Source organism: Rurimicrobium arvi (assembly GCF_039540495.1).
Taxonomy (GTDB): Bacteria; Bacteroidota; Bacteroidia; order Chitinophagales; family Chitinophagaceae; genus Rurimicrobium; species Rurimicrobium arvi.
The window spans coordinates 498,743-518,272 of record NZ_BAABEZ010000022.1; the positions used below are offsets into that span (position 1 = coordinate 498,743).

Here is a 19,530-nt window from a genome sequence, read left to right on the forward strand (position 1 = left end):
AAAACCTGCTGCAAACTATCCGGATGAGTGCTTCGAACGAAAAAAGCAGGTAAGCAGAAACAAAATCATGCTCCCAATTAAAATAGATCGGCCGTAGAAGTAGCGTTGGATAATAAAATCGGCTCCGACCAGCATCCCAACGAGGGCAATGATTCGAAGTGTTATTTTGATTGCTTTCATAGTTACTTGTTACTCCATTTATCCGGCAAAGGTTTCTCTGCCATTTGCGCTTAGATATACAAAACCGATGATAGCGATCATAAAGTAACGAGCATATGAGGGCATAAAAAAACTCCGGATGAGAACATCCGGAGTTTTCCATATTGAAATCAGTTTATAGCGAATCAGCTATTACACTTTGAAGTGAGAGAACGCTTTGTTTGCCTCAGCCATACGATGCGTATCTTCTTTCTTTTTCACTGCACCACCCTCACCTTTAGAAGCAGCCACGATCTCGTTAGCCAGTTTATCAGCGATTGTTTTACCGTTGCGCTCGCGGGAGAAACGGATCAACCATTTGATGCTCAGGGAAATTTTACGGTCGGGACGTACCTCAGAAGGGATCTGGAAGGTAGCACCACCGATACGGCGGCTACGAACTTCAACAGCCGGAGTAACGTTAGACAAAGCACGTTTCCAAACTTCGTAACCGTCTTCACCTGTGATTTTAGAAACTTTATCCAGTGCATCATAGAACGCACCCAAAACAACGGATTTGTTTCCACCCCACATCAGGCAGTTAACAAAACGTGTTACTTGTTTATCATTGAATTTTGGATCCGGAGCTAAAGGGATCTTTTTGGCTTGTGCCTTCCTCATATTCTTTTATAGAATTATACAGATTTAGGAATTATTTTTTCTTTGCTTTTTCTTTCTTGGTACCGTATTTAGAGCGGCTTTGTTTACGGTCTTTCACACCGGCAGTATCCAATGCACCGCGAACGATGTGGTAACGAACACCAGGAAGATCCTTAACACGACCACCACGGATCAGTACGATACTGTGCTCTTGCAGGTTATGGCCTTCACCCGGGATGTAAGCGATAACCTCTACTTTATTTGTCAAACGAACTTTCGCTACTTTACGCAGCGCTGAGTTTGGTTTTTTAGGAGTTGTTGTGTACACACGAGTACAAACACCACGACGCTGAGGACAAGCATCCAATGCGCGGGATTTAGATTTAGCGCGAATTTGCTCGCGGCCTTTACGTACTAATTGTTGTATTGTAGGCATTATTCTTTCTTGATGTAAATTTCAAATGGAATGCAAAGGTAAGACCTTTCTTTTAAACCAAACAAAATTTTTTCAACTATTTTTTTCTCCGGGTTTAATTATTGTGTATGATATTCTACCCGCAAAAGTAAAATTAACAAAAAAATCATATTTGGCATTCCCCTGCCTGATCTGTTATGCCGATATCATTCCAACGATACCGGCAGCGGAGGTAAATGACTCACAACCAGGCATCCGGAATTATAATACCGGATTCATTATCTGCTGCAGGAACAACTGGCCGTGTGTGGGATCAAAAATAAAGGTAAATACGAATCCGAATACCCCACCCCAGAGATGCGCCTCATGGTTGATATGATCCTGTCCGCGCTTAGACGCGTAAATGGAATAGGCAACATATAATACAGCGAATAAGATCGCCCATACCGGGAATACGAAAACGGTGATTTTCGTCCAGGGACTGATATACACCATCGAAAACAAAACAGCTGACGTACCACCTGAAGCCCCCAGCGAACGATAATAATGATTGTTGCGGTGTTTAAAGAACGACGGAAGCGAAGCCACCACCACACCTGCCAGGTAAAGCAGCAGGAACATCGCATGCTGGCCGGTCTGCACAAAGAAATATTCGACATATCCGCCTACAAAATACAGCGTGATCATATTGAAGATCAGGTGCGTCCAGTCGGCATGAATGAAACCCGATGTGAGCAGGCGGTAGTATTCTGCCGGACGCTTCATCACATACGGATAAAGAATCAGCTTGTTCAGAATGTGCGCATCGGTAAATGCCCAGAACGATACCCCGACCGTCAGCAGTAATAGTCCTATAGTAAATATGTCCATCTTATTGAGATTATTTTATATGAGTCAAAAACTGCATTACATCTACCCCGTCAGCGTAATCATCCAGAGCCGGCAGTTGTGCCTTTCCGAAAGGAACATGACCCTTACCGACGATACATTGTATGTCTTCACTGGCCGACAGTGACGCTGCAAGCGCATCTTTATCGTCGTAATACCGGTAATGCAAAACGGATACGGCAGAGAAAGGTAATTCATTTTCAACCATCAGCAGAAAATCGTTTGTAAGATACGGCACTTTGTTTAACAGGTACACAGCCAGATGGTAATCGTAATTATTGCGGTACTTGTGGTGATGCATCAGGTGCGAGCAGTATTCAAATGCACGGAACAGCTTTCCGAAATCGTATCCGCGCGGCACGCATACCTGTGTGACGTTGCGGCATCCCAGTCCGAAAAACAAGAATACATCTTTTGCCAGTTCATGCAGCTCCTCCTCTGTCTCCGATCCGTCGAGCATTGCGACAGACGTACGGTTGCGGCGGATAATATGCGGATATTTCGCAAAATACTGTTCGAAATAACGTGCCGAATTATTGCTGCCGGTAGCTATATAGGCATCACAACCCTTCAGTTGTTCAGCAGAAACGATCTGGGAACGGATATCGGGGTCAGTATCGGCAATTACCTCCATCATGTGCGGGATGAGCACCGCATCTTTGGATGAATACCGAACCCTGGCATGATTACCGGAAAGATACGCGCACAAAAAATCGTGAAAGCCGACCATCGGGATATTTCCCGCCATCGTAATCCCGACGGTTACCGGATGCTCCACCGGTTTGTACTGCGCCATCCAGCTGATGAGCTTTTCCCTGTCCAGAAATGCCTGGCAGATATTTGCTGCTGCGATACCTATATGTTCGTCCGTAAACCAGGAGTTTGCGTGTATGGCATGCTCACGGGCAGACTGGAAGGATGCTTCGTTTGCATGCATGTACGTTCCGAGCGCAACGAGTGCATCAATTTTTTTATTCAGGTCGGCCATAAATTCGTAATCTTCCTGCGAAATTGTAACTTTGCGCCGAAATCACAAACTAATATTCTCCAATGGCTATAAAAATCACCGACGAATGTATCAACTGCGGTGCCTGCGAACCCGAATGTCCGAATAATGCAATATATGAGGGTGGCGTGGAATGGACTATGGCAGACGGTACAGGTGTAAAAGGAGCTTATACCCTGTCTGACGGATCCGTTACCGAAGCTCATGAAAAACACCAACCGGTTGCAAATGATGTTTATTATATCGTTCACGACAAATGTACCGAGTGCCAGGGCTTTCATGAAGAGCCTCAGTGTGCTGCCGTATGCCCTGTAGACTGCTGTGTTCCCGATGAAATGTACCGTGAAACAGTGGAAGAACTGCTGGCTAAGAAAGATAAAATGCACTTGTAGCAGAATCTCATACCGCATAAAAAAAATCCCCGGAGCCGGGGATTTTTTTATGCGGCAAAGTTGCAGATATTACTGTAGCACTTCACCGAGAAATTGTTTCATTTCCTGCCATGAAGCTGTGTCTGCTGCTCCGTTGTAGCTGATCGGCATATTGAACTTTTTACCGGTTTCTGTGGCATCCGGGTTAGTGAATGCATGCGTCGCACCGGGATATTCTTTAAAGATATAATTTGCCTTTACCGAATCCATCTGCTTACGGAAACCCGCCACTTCGGCTTCAGACACGAATTTATCTGCACCGCCGTGAAGCACCAGCACACGTGCTGTCAGCTTCGGAGACGCCGGCACACCGGCCAGTCCGCCATGGAACGAAACCACACCTTTGAACGGCTGACCGAGGCGGGCTGCATTCAACACCATGCTGCCGCCAAAGCAATAACCAATCGCCGCCGTACGGGAAGAGTCGGCCACTTCATACGAAAATGCTTTGGCAAGGGCTGCCTGTATGCGCCCCAGGGCCAGCTGCGGATTCTGATAAAAAGGCGTTGCAAACGCTTTGGCATCTGCCGGATTATCTGCGACCTTACCATTGCCATATAAATCGACTGCAACAGCAAAGTAACCCAGTCCGGCGAGTTCGCGCGCACGTCGTTTAGCATATTCATTCATGCCCCACCATTCGGGCACCACAATCACCACAGGCAGTTTACCCGCATGACCTTCCTCGTATGCAATGTAACTTTTTGCAGTGGTGGTGTCTTCCGGGTAGCTGACCTCTTCTGTTTTCAGCGTGTGAACGGTTACCTGAGTGGTGTCTTCAGGAGTTTCCGACTCTTGTTTGGTTGCGTTGTTACCGCAGGACGCCAGCGCAAAGCATGCGCCGAGCGAAAAAATAGTGAATAATTGTTTCATGTTTTTGTTGATTGTACGGCGCAAAATTAGTCTCCTGAGGGCGAAAGAAAGCCAATTAATAATTTAATAAATACTGAAAATAGCGGCCTGGAATATGACTGCTGTACTATGCAGGCATTTATCCTGCGGAACTGAAAAATTACCTGGATATTTGTACAAACGACCAAGTATGAACATGCGACAATTAGGAAGCAACGGCCCCATCGTTTCTGCACTGGGCCTGGGCTGTATGGGAATGAGCTATGCGTACGGGCAGCCGAAAGACCCGTCAGAGATGATCCGCCTGATACACCGGGCGACAGATCTGGGTTTGAATTTCCTGGACACGGCAGAAGTGTACGGACCTTTCACCAATGAAATACTCGTAGGCAAAGCAATAGCCGGACGCCGGGACAAACTGGTGATCGCTACAAAATTCGGATTTCGGAATGCCAACGCCTATGCTGGTTTCGACAGCCGGCCGGAACATATCAGAGCAGTGACAGAAGCGTCGCTGAAAAGACTCAACATTGACACGATCGACCTCTTGTATCAGCATCGCGTGGACCCCGAAGTACCTATTGAGGACGTAGCAGGAACAGTTAAAGACCTGATGCGGGAAGGGAAAGTAAAATACTTCGGTCTTTCCGAAGCAGATGCCACGACGATCCGGAGGGCTCATGCAGTGCAGCCTGTAACGGCCTTACAGAGCGAATATTCCATCTGGTGGCGGGAACCGGAACAAACAGTTTTTCCCGTATTGCGCGAGCTTGGGATCGGTTTTGTTCCGTTTAGTCCGCTCGGACGCGGCTTTCTGACCGGTGCCATCACTGCAGACACCGAATTTGACGCTTCAGATTTTCGCAACCGTGTACCAAGATTCAGTCAGGAAGCGAGGGCGGCCAATCAGCAGCTGGTTGCGTACCTGCGTAACATCGCGGCTGAAAAACACGCAAGCCCCGCGCAGATCGCTCTAGCCTGGCTGCTCGCACAGGAAGAATGGATTGTTCCCATACCCGGAACCACACGTATGGAACGGCTGGAAGAAAACCTCGCGGCAGCCGCAATCCGCCTGACTCCTGAAGAAGTAGCGCGTATTTCCTCGGAATCCTCATCGATAGACATAGTGGGTGCAAGAAGGGCTGTTTCGCCGGCACCACCCGCTAACGACACAAAACAATAGATATCCAAAACAGAAGCAAGGAAAATCGTATATCTTGCAAACCTAATTCCACCCTTATATGAAAATATTACGGAAAGCAGTTCTGTCCCTGTTGTTCTTTACGATGCATCAGGCATATGCCCAATTCCCCTCGATTCCGTTTTCACCCGGAGCCACCCACACGGCAAAGACAACAGCAAGCGGAGAACGCCTTATTGCCAGGACCAAGCTCGATTATTACAGCGGCACTGGTTATACTTTTACCGATTCAGCCACAATGGAATGGAACTGGACCAACAGTTCCAAATCTGAATACCTGCCCGCGCCGCTGATCAGTTACGACCGTGCATCGGTGCTTACCTATTACCAGAATTCGGGAGGCACTGCGGTACCCAATCTCAAAACCATTAACTATTTTGATGGCGACGGTAAAATTTATGCAACTTACCGGTTCCGCTGGAACAGTTCCGGCAGCAAATGGGATACGGCATCCAGAACCACCATGACGTATTCGGGAACGCAGCTTACGGACTCCACGCTCGAGCTGTATTACGCAGCAAAATGGATCGGGCGTCAAAAAACGAGCTATACGTATACAGGCGTACATATTGCTTCCGCCACCATTCAGACTTCAACAGGCGTGACCACAACCTGGGTCAATACTTCCCGCATCCTTTACACCTGGGATGCCTCCGACCTGCTGATACAAATGCAAAACGAACGCTGGGATGCAACTGCGGGCTCCTGGACGAAGCAATCTCTTACAGATATCAGTTATACCGGCACAGATTCCACGCTCAGCATCACAAAGATCTGGAACACTTCACTGGGCAGCTGGGTAAATTCGCTGCGCCGTGGATACAAAATTTCAACTGTCGGCCCTTATGCCGATGACAGTATTTACAGATGGAATACCGGCACCGGACTCTGGGAACCTTACAGCAAAAACGAGGTAATCTACAGTGCCGGCATTATTTCGGAATATGTGCAGTATTACTGGGACCCGGGCACAGGCAACTGGGGAGCGTACAACATCTATTATTACAGCTACACGGGAGGAGCGATCACACAATCCGGGGCACTCCGCTGGAATACCACTACCTCAAAATGGGAGGTATACTATTTCTATGATTACGCCTACAATGGCGCGGGATCGCTGGTAAGTGAAATACCTTATTACCTGAATTCAGGCGGCGGCTTCGATCCGATCAGCAACCGTACCAATTATTATTATGAAACTTTTACCGGGATTAAAGAAACACCGTCTGCCCGGCAAGCTTCCGTGTACCCCAATCCCGTGGTTGAGGATGGAGATGCAATGCTGCGCTTTACCTATAATGGCAGCAACACTGTTGCCATAAGCGTGGTCAATGTGTTGGGACAGGAAGTATATCATCATGAAAGCAGAGGCCAGGGTACAGTTACCGAAAAGCTGCCCGCACGCAACTGGCCCGCCGGAATGTATCTGGTAAATATCAATTTCGGTCAGGGAAATGTGGAGACGCTGAAGCTGGTGAAATAGGACATTCTCTTTTATTAGCCACCCTGGCTAAATTACCAACAGTAAAGCCGTCCTGATATGGGATGGCTTTAATTTTTGTCCATTGATTTAAGATAACGTTTACCCTACCCTGTATAGCGTGTTACTAGCTTCGTATCATTATTCACGCTAAAACGGAACGTATGAAAAAGTTATTTGTAGCAGTAGCGCTCGCAGGAGGCATACTCTTCCAATCCTGTAAAAAAGACAACAACAACAATAATGGCAGCAGTGCTCAGAATGCACAGATGTCCATCCGGCTCACGGATGCACCGGGTGATTATGACGCTGTAAATGTGAACATCCAGAGCATTTCCGTAAACCATGAAACAAAAGGATGGATCGACATCCCGGTTCAGCGTCCGGGCATGTACAATCTGCTGGATTTAAGAAACGGCACAGACGTACTGCTTTGCCAGGGGGATATTCCTCCGGGACGGATCAACCAGATCCGGCTTACCCTGGGTTCCGGCAATACGGTAATGGTAAAAGGGATGGTCTACGAACTGAACACGCCGTCTGCGGAAGAAAGCGGACTGAAACTGAATGTGGATCAGAGCCTGGATGCCAACACCGCTTACAGTTTCTGGCTGGATTTCGATGCGGGTAAATCGGTGGTGGAAACCGGATCGGGTAAATATATGCTGAAGCCTGTGATCCGATCTTACACGCAGCTTACCGACGGAAGGATAAAAGGCTATTTTTCATTCCTGTATCCCGGCACGATCGTTTATGCAATAAACGGCGCCGATACGTTCAGCACCTATCCCGACAAGAGCGGAAGCTTTATGTTCTGCGGTTTGCCGGAAGCAAATTACACACTGCATATAGAAACGGCTTCCACACTGACCCTTGATGTTCCGGGTGTGGCGGTGAAATTCGGATCTGTAACGGACGTCGGGGTGTTGACCCTGCGCCCGTAAAGTATCATCTCCCTGAAAACTGCCGAAAACCGGCAGTTTTTTTTTGTGCGGTAATTCTGTAAATACAATTCATATAAATATATTTTTGTTTAATTTAGTATCTCTGAAATAAATAAACCCTTTCGACCTGAATATACCCGAACCAATGCGTGCAACCTGCTCAAACCGTCTATACAATGGAATACCAGTTTTCTTCATTCGACCAATGGATTACCAAACTTCAATATGATCCTGATATATTACCGCCGCTAAGCGAATGGGAGGAGCAACTGTCGAGGAAAAAACAGGAATTAACCCGGCATTTCCGAAGCATTCGTAAAAGCATCAGTGACAGCACTTCATTGCGCCTCTATGTGACGCATCATTACAGAAGTCTGAACTGCCTTATAGAAACACTGCTTTATGAGCATCAGATCCACACCGCACTGCTATTGAACGTATTGGAACAGCTGAAGTTCATGCTTGAGATTCAGTTTCAGGATATGATCGCACCGGAAGAGGATCATCCCGTATTCAGCTATCTCTCCGTCGAGGAACTTGCCTTACTTGTAAACACACTGATTGAATGCGGAGCGATCAGGGTACGTTCGAAAAAAGAACTCGCCAGGCAGGCCAGTAAATATCTGTTGTTTGTGAGCAACGATCCAAAGCACACAGCAGCGGAAAGCTTTTACAATGCATTGTTCTCAAATAAAACAGCTACGATGAACAGCGCATTAAAATGGCTTACAAAAATCCATACTCATATCAGTAAAGCGAGCCGGATAAATTCCGAACAGCGATAACACAATTGCCAGTCCAGACCGCGACCGGGATCGGTGTTAATCGTACTGATAAAAATATAATAACCCTATAAATTAGTTGTAAGCCACTTACCCTCTATGTTACAATACGGTAGCAAAGTGCATACAAATATTTGCTGTTTCAATTAACGAAACTTCTTTATCTATTTGTAATGCTATTCTTTTTGCTCACCCTTAAAACCGCGGTTACCGGACCGCGGCAGGATCCTTTTTGTAACATTCAAAAACCAATGATAAAATGAAAAAAATCTATTTCGCAGCAATCATGCTGGCATTGGGCTATACGCATGCGTCGGCCCAGCTTTTTCAACACTTATACGGAACCACAAATGGTGAAGTCCTGACAGACGGCCATAATACATCCGCGGGCGGACAAGATGGTCACTTTCTTGTTGCACCGTCCGCAACTGCCGTCAATTGTTTTTCCGCAACCCGAACGGATGCATCAGGCAATGCCTCTTCTTTCTTCAATAATGTGTACCAACTGAGCACTACACCCGGAGGTACGGGAAGCCGGATACGGGAAGTAAAATCCGTCGAAATAAGCGGAACAAATACGTATGGCTTAGCCGGGGGATATATAGACAATGCGGCGTCCGGCACCACTATCGGAGTGTTTTATCAGCAATTAGATCAGTCGGGCAACCTGATGGGAACGGCATCCGGCTATTATGCTGCGGCACCCGCATCCACGCTCTACAATTCTGTCCGTGTCAATAAAATTATCAATTCCGCACAATCCCCCGGAGATCTTTACATTCTGGGAACACTAACGGAAATTTCAGGCGGATACAACCGCATATTCGTGCTGCGTATCAGCCAGACCGGTACGCTTATCTGGTCTAAGATCTATCGGTTAGATTACTCTTCTCCCACAAATACAGACATACCTTTCGATATCGTGGAATCAACCACCATGCGGAACACCACTTATGAGGTGATGGTAGTGGGTGATCATTATCAGAAAGCGGGCGGTCTTGCAGATGGCTTCCTGCTGCGTATTGACTATTCAAGTGGAAATATGATTAATCCGGTACAATTTTACGGAACAGCAAAAACAGATGAAGGATTCAGCTGTATCAAGAATGCGGCAAATCCTAGTGTGGATCCGATGCAATCGGGTTATGTGCTTGGCGGACATTACAAAAACACATCATCTTCCGGAGTTGTGAATGCAGACTATTGGTTCGTGGCATTGCAGCAGAGCGGAGCCGTTTCCTGGACAAACAGTTTTGATTACAGCAATGGCGGTCCTACAGGCAACAATGATTACTGCCGCGACATCGTGGAAGCAAACGGTTCAGGAGGATATGAATATTATCTCGCTGGATATACCGATAACGGCGTATTTACAGGCAATGATGCAATGGTAATTCGTACGGACCAGAATGGTAATGGCGTCACAGGAGGTCAATTCACTTACGGAACAAAAGATGCGCAGACAGTCATGCGTATTGATTACGATAATGTTTCCGCGCGACCCGGCATAGCTCTTTACGGAACCAATTATCATGATCCTCAGCCTGTACCGCCGCTCGGATCTACAGATCTCTGGCTTGTAAAAGCAGATTTTAACGGGAAAACAGGTTGTGAATATGATCTTCAGGATTCTTATCAGAGCCGCGGACCCGGCTTCCTTTCCGACAAAAACAATGATAACCTTTACAGTTTCAATTCATATACCTTGTACACTGCGAGGGTGGGTCTGCTGGACGAAGTAGAATTGTGTTCATCGTGCTCTGCTCCTAAACCTCCTGTTATTGCGCATTGGAACTTTACGGACAGTAGCCTCGTAGACGACGCAAATGGCCTGACCGGTGTACGTATGGGCGGTGTAACGCCTGCTGCAGGACTTCTGGGTGTTCCGAATACGGCATTCCAGTTTGACGGGACATCAGGCTACATTCAGGTTCCTTCAAACACGCTGCTGGATCTGCAGTCCTGGACGCTTACGGCTTTGGTACAACCACAGGGATTCTACTCCGGAACATGCCAGGGTAATGCGATTATCTGGAGAGGTGTCCAATATAGTTCCAGTGTTTATGCTATGATTATATTCGACAATGCTATGGATAGCGATTGCTATACCTATACTCCCACCGGCGAAGTGTCTGCCGGCTTCCCCGCAGGATTCTATCCCGGCTCAGGTTCCGATTGGCTGGGTGCCACACCGTGTGTTACGAATCCATGCATTACCACCGGACAATGGTATTGCATATGGGTCAGCTATGATGCACCAACAGGTAAGCTTGACGTTTATGTGGATGGCATCCTGCGTGTGTCGCTCATCTGGCCGAACCAATACGGAGCGCCTACCATGGACGATCTGTTCATAGGATCGTCAGACAACGTTCCTGGCGGCTTATACCCCTACTATTTCAATGGTATAATCGACGATATCGCAATCTACGGAGGCCCACTGGCATGTCCTCTTTCCTGCGACAGCGCAGAAAACGGCTATGCACGTAAAACAATGGAAAATGCCCTTGCCGTTTCGGGAAAAGACATACAGGTGGTACCTAATCCCACCTCAAACAAAGTCGACCTGATCACGCCTGACGAATGGTCATCCGGCAATATCACGATCCTGAACAGCGTAGGCCAGATTATCAGTACCGGCAAAGTAAATGCTTCGGGCAAAACTCAGATCAACCTGAGTAATGTACCTGCCGGACTTTATCTGCTGCGTGTGGAAGGTAACGGAAAATATTGCGTGAAGAAAGTGCTGAAGAATTAGGCTGTAAGCTTCAACCTCTGAAAAGTGGCGGTACCAGGTACCGCCACTTTTTTTGCTGATCTGTGCTTGTAAAAAGCTATCCGTCCGGTAGTATCGTAACAGAATTATCTCTTGCGCGCAGCTGCGTGCATCCGTTCATCAATCAATCTTTTAAGGGTATTGCGGCAAGTACAATAATCCTGATCTGTCCTCCGAAACATTTGATGCGCCGCCGCAAAAGTGCAGAAGGACACAGAGACCATATCTGCCGGCATCATACAGAAAAAAAAGCGCCCCGTCTGATGACGGGGCGCTTTTTGCAATAGCCTGAGCTATTGTACTCACAGGAATTAGTGTGTGATGATCAGGTTCTGAGCATCTACTTTTTTACCTGCTTTCACCATTCTTACGATGTACGTTCCGCTAACCAGGTTTTGTGTAGGTAATTTCCATACACCCTGAGCATTCGGCACATTATAAGTAGCGACCGTAATTCCGAGCAGGTTCACTACAGACACCTGATACACATCGCTCTGTTTCCAGTTGGCGATCTGATAAGAGATCTGTACTTCATCGCTGGCCGGGTTAGGCGCGAGCAACATCCTGGTAGCACCTGTTCCGGCCGCAGCAGCTTCTGCTGTGATTCTGCCGAAATCTGTACATGGATATACACTGTGATCGTCGATATGGTAGAATTCACCCAATCTCGCCACACAAACTCTGCCATCACATACAAACGTGATCATAAAGCGAACCGCGGTTGCGCCTGATGCCGGAGTGTAAGTGAAGTAAATAGAGCTCCATCCCGGAGGAATTGTTGATGAGGAAGTGTAAACAGTTCCGTTCGGCAATCCTGTTGCAGGATCAACAGCTGTAATGGTGAATGAAGTAGCGGCACAACCCAGCGGATTGCTCACGCCCACTCCTGCCACAAATGTCGGAGAGCTTGCTCCTTTAGGCCATTTGCAGTCGAAGTATTCCCATTTAGCGTCAATCGGACAATCGGAGATGTCTTTACAAGGAATCTGTTGCAGATCTACTTTTTCAACGTTAGCGATACATTTCTGTCCGTTACAGTTGATGATCACCTGGAACTGAACACTGGTTACACCAGGGAACGGATCGAAGGTAAACGCCAGCGTTGTACCGGGCGTAAACGGTCCTGATGAAGGCGTTACTGTGCCCGCAGCCAGTCCGGTTGCCGGATCGATAGCATAGATCGTGTAGAACGCCATGTCGCAGTCTTTTCCGCCGAATATGTCGATACCTCCGTAATATACCGGTGTGCTTGAGCCGGCAGGATATACGCAATTGAAGTATGCCAGACGGGCATCCAGACGGCAGCATTGTTTTTTCATGTCTATGGACATTTCATCGGATACCTGAGTACAGATACCGTTGTTCAGGCGCCATGAGTAATTTCCGGAGCCATTACCGTCTCCGCCCATTGTCGGATCGAGGTTAATGTTCAGCGGATCTACAACACCGGTACCTGAGCTGGCCCAGCTGCCGTTAGGATAAGGCAGTCCGCTGCCATACAGCAACCAATCCCATCCGGCAAAGGTTACATAGGCAGGTCCGTCGATACGTCTTGGCAGTTCTTCCGGACAGAAGCTGTAACAACCGTGAGGGAAACGCCAGAAGTAAGCGGATGGCTCAATCGGCACATCGATATCAGAATGGTTTTTACAACCCCAGATATTGGTTGCCCAAACGCGGTAAGGTCCGCCGTGATTGATCACAGTTGCATTACCTGCTGTTCCGTTGCTCCAGTTGTACACTTCACCCGGTTGCGGAGAAGCTACGTTCAGCTTCAGGCTGTAGTCTGCACAATTGATGACAGAAGGACCTGAGATGAACGGAATGTTTGGCAGTCCGTGAACCGTTACCGTGAAGGCAGGTGAAGTAGCCGGACAGGCTCCTGAGTAAGGAGAAGGCAGGCTTTGTGTCACCACCACGCGGAACTGGTAAGTTCCTACCGGCAGACCTGAAGGGTAATTCAGGATTCCGGCAGTAGCACCGGAGATATTCGTCCAGCTTGCACCGATCAACTGCTGCCACTGATACGTGAAGCCAACAGTACCACCGTTGATACCGTTCAGCTTGATCGCTTCATTAGGACAGTAATCGTGCTCGCCCATCACCGTTGCGTCAGGCAGCGGCTGGAAGGCACGTTTGGCAGGAGTCGGATTCGCAGGAACACGACAACCATGCAGGTCGGTCACCATTGTCCAGTATTGACCGTCGGTCAGTACACTGATCGGGTTTCCGGTTGCTGCAAGAGGTGTTTGCTGCTCAAACCAATTGTACGTATTCGATCCATAGCCACCGCTTACACCCACCAGTGTCACTGTAGACGGAGATCCCTGACAACGGATCTCTTCAGCCAGCGAATATGTGGAAGGAGAAGTTACGGTAAAGGTATTCGGCCATAACGTAAACGAATTAGTGGTATTGAACGTACATCCGTAAGCATCTGTAAGCGTCAGCACCACATTCACTGTGGTAGTGGAAGACGGATTGCTGTACGTACGAGAAGCGGTAACAGAAGAAGTAGACACGAATCCGGTAGCATCACCGAAAGCCCATGTCCATCTTGTAACACCGGTATTGTTCAGACTGGTGAACACTACTTCTCTTCCCGCACAGCTGCTGCTGGTGAGACCGGTAGGATCTGTAGTGGCAATGCTGAATGCAGGCGTCAATACCGCAGGAACCACATATGTTTTTGTGCGGCTGCAGGTATAAGAGCTGCTGCCGTTGGAAACAGTGATGATATGCTCCAGGGTGATCGTGCTGCCCGGAGTATAAGAACTCAGGCTGAACGTAGTGGAGCTGATCACAGTGCCATTCACTTTCCAGATAGAGCCACCGGAAACAGGGCTGTAGCCTGTAAGGATTGGAGATTGCTCATTCAGGGTAAGTGTATAGCCTCCGGGGACGCAATTGGTTGCATAGTCGAAATCCGCAATTACCGGAACGATCACATTTTCCGTTACAAATTTGTAACATGGAACGCCAGGCGAAACTTCATATCCGATAACAAGGGTGATCGGATAAACGCCGGGTTTGGAAATTGTGATGCCGCTGATCGGAATATTCGGGAAGCTGCTGTATGAAATAGGAGGCAGTGAGCAGTAAGCGTTACCACCGGTAACATTCAGGCTCAGGATGTTCATTCCGCTGCCCATGCTCATATAAGTACCCCATACACCATTGAAGTTCACATCCACAACAGCCTGACCTGCACTGTTGGCACAGGTGGTGATGGAATGGTTCTTGCTGCTTACACCGGCGCTGGCAGGCAGCGTACAACCAGGTCCGCAGCTTGGATCCAGAACGATGTTACGTGTAACACTGGACAGACATCCGGACGAGTTGGTCACATCCACGCGATAAGTACCCGCAGCTGTAGCAGTGTACGACGTTGCCGTAGAGCCACTCAGGAACGGAGTAGACGCAGAGTTGTAATACCAGTCGATCGTAGTCGTGGCATTCGTGCTCAGCAGCAATGGAATGCTGATAGGAGGACACGTAATGATGGTGCTGGAAGAACCTGCACCCGGAGACATATTGATGTTCGGCTGCGGTTTCACCAATACGGTGCTGTTTGCCGTACCGGAAATCAGACATCCCGAAAGCGTTGCCGTTGCAGTAACGGTAAACGATTGGTCGCCGGTTCCCAGATTGGTAAACGTTGTAGTGGCCGAAGTACCGCTTCCGCTGGATGGACTTCCTCCTGTAAGTGCCCATGTGATGGACGCAGAGGAAGGAGTAGGCGTTGCGGTGAACGTAACCGGCACACCGGAACAAGGATTGTAGTTGGATGCAGTAACGGTTACTGTAGGGATACCATATACGGTAACCGGATAGTTTACGGTAGCGTTGTTACCGCATTTGGTTATTACCGCCACCAGGGTACAAGCCACAGAAGTAAGCGTGGTATTGTTCCATGTAATAGTCGGAGTCATTGTGTTCTGACCGGCAGAGACACTACCCGCACTTACAGGGCTTACGCTCCAGGTGATATTATCCAGCGGATCGCCGGTAAGTGTTGCCGTGTACACTTTGGTGGTATTCGCACATGGTGTGGCATCTCCGCTGATACTGATACTTGGCGTTGCCGGATTTACGGACAGGGTAAGCGGAGTGCTTGTACAGCCGGGAAGATCTGCCCATGAACGCGTGAGGCTTATGGAGCCTGCAGAAGTCCATTTAATCGTTGCAGAATTACCGGTAGTGCTTGCCGGTGTGCCGCCGCTTACGCTCCAGTTGCCGATGGTATTCGGAACAGAAGTTTGCGCAGCGTACACGTAAGGCGTATTGAAACACACTTTTGTTTCGCCGGTAATGGAAGTGTACGGAGCAGGAGGATCCACTACTGTAATGGAAATCGGATCGATCTCGCAATAAGAAGGATTGGAAGCCTGAATCGTCCATACCCCTGCAACATCAAACGATCCGGAGTAAGAAGTCACGCCGTTCGGATCGATGAAAGTGTAGGATGTACCGGAAGCAGATGGAACAGTGGTTACAACTGAAGTCGAAGTTCCTTTACAAACACGTTCCGGAGCAGAAAGCGTAAGCGGTGTTACAACATTGATGGCCAGGTCGGCAGAACCGCCGCACAGCATCAGTGTATTCGTGTAATCGCAATGTAAAGTGAAAGGAGCGTTCGCTACAATATATACCTCAAATGAATTCTGGCTGTACCCTACAATGGTAGCTGCGCTTGAAGGAGACACAGACCATGAGAAATTGGTTGCAGGCCATTTGGGTAATTCAAAGCGGTATTGTTTACCGGTACAGATAGTGGTAGGACCAACAATGGTACCTGTTGTCTGGATGATCGGAACCTGGGCTGTTACCTTAGGGCTGCATTTGCCGCCGCAGGCAGACAGGTCGGCGATGATCTCTCCGAATCCGGAAGGACCTACCATATTCCAGTCGATCTCAACGCTGTTGTAAGTACTGTTGATAATCGTTCCACCGTTTACCTGCCATACGAGGTCGGGACATGTATTGTTGATCGTATAGAAGCCAATACCTTTTCCGCAGATAATAGAAGGACAGGAAATTTCCATTGGCGGCTTATCCGGATCGTTCACCTCAATACATACTTTGTACACACCTACGCAACCACACTGATTGGTTACTTTCAGAAACACCGTATAAACACCGGAAGAAGCGTATGCATGAGAAGGGAATTGCAGGGAAGAATAAACGCCGTCTCCGAAATCCCATTGCCAGGACACGATCGGAGATGTTGGAGACACAGGAGTAAGATCAGCAAATTGGTTCAGTTGTCCGGTACAGGAAGCAAAGCAGCTTCCGGGACCACCGGGACCATACAGGTCTCCGTTTACACTGAATTTAGCATCGGGACTTTCGATAATTTCAACACAAACTGTTTTCTCTTTTACGCAGCCGGCCAATGTCGTTTCTTTTACTTTGATAAAAGTGAAACCTACGTTCGAACCCCAGTCAACCCAAACAGAAGTACCTGTGGAAGGTCCGCTGAAAGAGCCTTTGGTAATGTCGAGTGCCCATTGGAATGTGCTGCCCGGCTGTCCGCCGACAACAGTGTATTGTACATGAGAACGCTGGCAGACTTTGATGCAGGCGCCATCATCAATGATATCGCCTTCTACTTTACCTTTTTCACGATCACCTTTCACACCCTGACAACCAACTATGGTGTTCGTAGTGATCTGGGGATCCGGTTCCGGTAAAACAGTTACATTTTTAGTCCATACAAGAGTCGGGAGAGAAGGACGCACAATAGTAACCGTCACCACACCGCTGGTAGCGGCGGTAGAGGTCCATTGCACCGTGCTTCCCGAACCTGAGGCTGCCAGCACGGTCGCTTGTGCGGTAGGCGTGGCAGTCCAGGTGTACGTGTAAGCAGAGGAAGGTGTACCGGCAAGACTAAACAGATTCGGCACCCCGGAACAAACCGTGTCCGGGCCGGAGATCTGCGCCTTCAGGTCCGGCAAACCGGCAAGCAGGAACGATAAAAGAAAGAACAAAAACATGCGGGAGCGTTTGAGACCAGAAATGCTCCACAAACTGGATTGGTTTAGTGTTTCTTGTTTCATAAAACATACGATAAATGTGAACAATGAAAACAATGCTTTCAGCTGCGGTAGATAAGATGTAGCGGCTAACAATGATCATAACGGGCATCTATTAGTTGTGCGGCTCACATCTGTAGTACAGGAACTGTAAAACATCCGGACCAAAAGTAACCTTAAACAAATCAAAAAAACAAAAAAATTAACTATTAATTTTATATCTATAGAGCCTTACAATCAGATAGAAATGAAGTTTTTACGCTGTATAAAACCTATATTTGATTTTAGATATTTCGGGGCATACAGCGCAATTCCTTTCCAGTAGACAATGCACGTCTATATTCAATAAGCGTGCAGAAAACTGCTTCGTAAAACTTGTTATCTGAGCCGGAGAAAGGATATTTGCGCGTAAAAGCGACAGTAATGAAAACCATGAAACCATCGGAAATGAGCGACGAAACGTTGCTGAAACAGGAAAAAGCAGTAAAAACAGGCATCTATGTATTGTCCGTTGCACTCCTCATCGTGCTGCTCATACAGATCGTACTGCTTACCAGGCGGGGATTTACGGCCACGATTGCTATTCCGTTTGCGCTGATACCGATCGTATTGGTAAATGTGCGTACCCATAAAGAGCTCCAGGCCGAGATCAAAAAAAGAAATCTCTGACTGTTTCTTTAATTTTTGTTTAAGTCGTTCGTTGTTAACGTATTCTTTCATATTCCCGCAACAATACCGTTCTATATTGCGCCCCGATTAGCCAATATAACCATGCAGGAAAGACTTATTAAACTGGAACGACAACTGGATCACTTATTCGATACAATACTGCATCCCGTGCTCAGCAACGCAGGCAAGAAAAAATTACATGCGTATATGCTCGGCATCGACAAATTCACAACCGCAGCAAATGAACTTATAAGAGCCGAATTAAAGGAGTTTGACGACCTTGAATTCAGGCTCGCGATAAAAGGAATGGTTCGGAAATTCAGGCACAAACTGGAAATGCACCCGGCTGTAGCAGTGCCTTCCTAAAGCGGCTGGGTTCGCAATATGCGCCAGTCTTCGCGCGTGATGCGGTACACGAAATCTGTCATACCCTCCCCCATCGGCTTTTCGCCGCAAAAGGTGGCACCCAGACGCGTAATGGCTGTCCGGGAGCGGATATTATACTGATCTATGTAAAAACAGACCGTGTTCAGGTAGCCGAATATATAGTCCAGCATCAGCTGCTTCACACGACGGTTGACACCGGTGCCCCAGCAGCGCGTGGCAAAATACGTGCCTCCTACCACTACTGCAGACTGTACTTGATCGTATTCGTAGAACCGTGTGCCACCGATCACTTCACCGCTGCTGCGCTCGATGATCAGAAACGCGCCGTTACTGGCCAGGCTTGCTTCGAAGAAAACGCGGAACACAGGTTCCTGCCACCGGTTTTTGTGGGGATGCTGTTCCCATATAGCCGGGTCCGAAGCGACTGAGAACGCAGCATCAAAATCGGCGGGCGTCAGCGGGCGGAGCAATACTTTTTCGTCTTCAAGAAGGGGATGAAAATCGGGGTTCATCCTATAAAGTAACGAAACAATCCGGTTTTATTTTCACGATTCCGGTCACTCTGCCCTATCCGGCTTTTCGAAGTAAGCGCGGGACAACGCTTCCGGAGCTTAATGTCAAAATTCGTTTGTTTGCCCCACAAAAACTGCAACCTATATTTGCATCCATATTCTTTACAATGAACCAAAAACCGAAAACCGTCCTTGTATTGCGCAACACAGGACTGGCAATGCTGGCAGCCGGAACAGCACTTCTGAAGAGTCCTGTTCCGGACGGTATTAAAGGACTGATCACAGGTGTGGGCATCGGACTGCTGATCCTGGCACTGATCGCCGGACGAAAGAAACTCGCCTGATCGCCGGCTG

Annotated in this window: 16 protein-coding genes; 9 read left to right on the plus strand and 7 right to left on the minus strand. The window is 48.0% G+C overall.

Annotated features, from left to right (window positions below; all coding sequences use genetic code 11):
- Positions 1–351 precede the first annotated feature (351 nt).
- The 4 genes from rpsG to ABD846_RS08830 all read right to left on the minus strand — a co-directional run bounded on the left by rpsG (position 352) and on the right by ABD846_RS08830 (position 3,089).
- Positions 352–819, minus strand: coding sequence for a 30S ribosomal protein S7 (rpsG, locus tag ABD846_RS08815; protein ID WP_344825427.1), 468 nt, complete (start codon positions 817–819; stop codon positions 352–354).
- Between the two features lie 31 nt (positions 820–850).
- Complete coding sequence (gene rpsL / locus ABD846_RS08820) at positions 851–1,234, minus strand: 30S ribosomal protein S12 (RefSeq protein WP_344825430.1); 384 nt, start codon at positions 1,232–1,234, stop codon at positions 851–853.
- Between the two features lie 240 nt (positions 1,235–1,474).
- On the minus strand, positions 1,475–2,083 hold the full coding sequence (locus tag ABD846_RS08825) for a rhomboid family intramembrane serine protease (RefSeq protein ID WP_344825433.1): 609 nt from the start codon (positions 2,081–2,083) through the stop codon (positions 1,475–1,477).
- 10 nt (positions 2,084–2,093) lie between these two features.
- Positions 2,094–3,089: an acyl-CoA reductase gene (locus tag ABD846_RS08830; protein WP_344825436.1), complete on the minus strand. Its 996-nt coding sequence runs from the start codon at positions 3,087–3,089 to the stop codon at positions 2,094–2,096.
- A 62-nt stretch (positions 3,090–3,151) separates the two neighbouring features.
- Here ABD846_RS08830 and ABD846_RS08835 point away from each other — a divergent pair, with 62 nt between their 5' ends.
- Positions 3,152–3,499, plus strand: a complete 348-nt coding sequence (locus tag ABD846_RS08835; protein WP_344825439.1) for a 4Fe-4S dicluster domain-containing protein — start codon at positions 3,152–3,154, stop codon at positions 3,497–3,499.
- A gap of 69 nt (positions 3,500–3,568) precedes the next feature.
- Here the strand turns inward: ABD846_RS08835 and ABD846_RS08840 are convergent, their stop codons facing one another.
- Positions 3,569–4,411, minus strand: a complete 843-nt coding sequence (locus ABD846_RS08840; RefSeq protein WP_344825442.1) for a dienelactone hydrolase family protein — start codon at positions 4,409–4,411, stop codon at positions 3,569–3,571.
- 175 nt (positions 4,412–4,586) lie between these two features.
- Between ABD846_RS08840 and ABD846_RS08845 the strand changes: the two genes are divergently transcribed.
- From ABD846_RS08845 to ABD846_RS08865, 5 genes are all read left to right on the plus strand, one after another.
- The gene (locus ABD846_RS08845; protein WP_344825445.1) at positions 4,587–5,573 is read left to right on the plus strand and encodes an aldo/keto reductase; all 987 of its coding nucleotides are present in this window, start codon (positions 4,587–4,589) and stop codon (positions 5,571–5,573) included.
- A gap of 58 nt (positions 5,574–5,631) precedes the next feature.
- Positions 5,632–7,074 (plus strand): T9SS type A sorting domain-containing protein, encoded by a 1,443-nt coding sequence (locus ABD846_RS08850; protein ID WP_344825448.1) that lies wholly within the window; start codon positions 5,632–5,634, stop codon positions 7,072–7,074.
- A 161-nt stretch (positions 7,075–7,235) separates the two neighbouring features.
- Positions 7,236–8,015, plus strand: coding sequence for a DUF4382 domain-containing protein (locus tag ABD846_RS08855; protein ID WP_344825451.1), 780 nt, complete (start codon positions 7,236–7,238; stop codon positions 8,013–8,015).
- Positions 8,016–8,191: 176 nt separating this feature from the next.
- Positions 8,192–8,800, plus strand: coding sequence for a hypothetical protein (locus ABD846_RS08860; protein ID WP_344825453.1), 609 nt, complete (start codon positions 8,192–8,194; stop codon positions 8,798–8,800).
- A 256-nt stretch (positions 8,801–9,056) separates the two neighbouring features.
- Positions 9,057–11,555, plus strand: a complete 2,499-nt coding sequence (locus ABD846_RS08865; RefSeq protein WP_344825456.1) for a LamG-like jellyroll fold domain-containing protein — start codon at positions 9,057–9,059, stop codon at positions 11,553–11,555.
- A 329-nt stretch (positions 11,556–11,884) separates the two neighbouring features.
- On the opposite strand, the gene ABD846_RS08870 is transcribed toward ABD846_RS08865, so the two are convergent.
- Positions 11,885–17,632: a PKD domain-containing protein gene (locus ABD846_RS08870; RefSeq protein ID WP_344825459.1), complete on the minus strand. Its 5,748-nt coding sequence runs from the start codon at positions 17,630–17,632 to the stop codon at positions 11,885–11,887.
- Between the two features lie 399 nt (positions 17,633–18,031).
- Between ABD846_RS08870 and ABD846_RS08875 the strand changes: the two genes are divergently transcribed.
- On the plus strand, positions 18,032–18,277 hold the full coding sequence (locus tag ABD846_RS08875; protein ID WP_344825462.1) for a hypothetical protein: 246 nt from the start codon (positions 18,032–18,034) through the stop codon (positions 18,275–18,277).
- Between the two features lie 102 nt (positions 18,278–18,379).
- Positions 18,380–18,643: a hypothetical protein gene (locus tag ABD846_RS08880; protein WP_344825465.1), complete on the plus strand. Its 264-nt coding sequence runs from the start codon at positions 18,380–18,382 to the stop codon at positions 18,641–18,643.
- Here the strand turns inward: ABD846_RS08880 and ABD846_RS08885 are convergent.
- Positions 18,640–19,176, minus strand: coding sequence for a GNAT family N-acetyltransferase (locus ABD846_RS08885; protein WP_344825468.1), 537 nt, complete (start codon positions 19,174–19,176; stop codon positions 18,640–18,642). The two genes, ABD846_RS08880 and ABD846_RS08885, sit on opposite strands and share 4 nt — an antisense overlap.
- A gap of 167 nt (positions 19,177–19,343) precedes the next feature.
- Here ABD846_RS08885 and ABD846_RS08890 point away from each other — a divergent pair, with 167 nt between their 5' ends.
- Positions 19,344–19,520 carry a hypothetical protein gene (locus ABD846_RS08890; protein ID WP_344825471.1) on the plus strand — a complete coding sequence of 59 codons (177 nt, stop codon included), beginning with the start codon at positions 19,344–19,346 and terminating at the stop codon, positions 19,518–19,520.
- Positions 19,521–19,530: the final 10 nt, after the last annotated feature.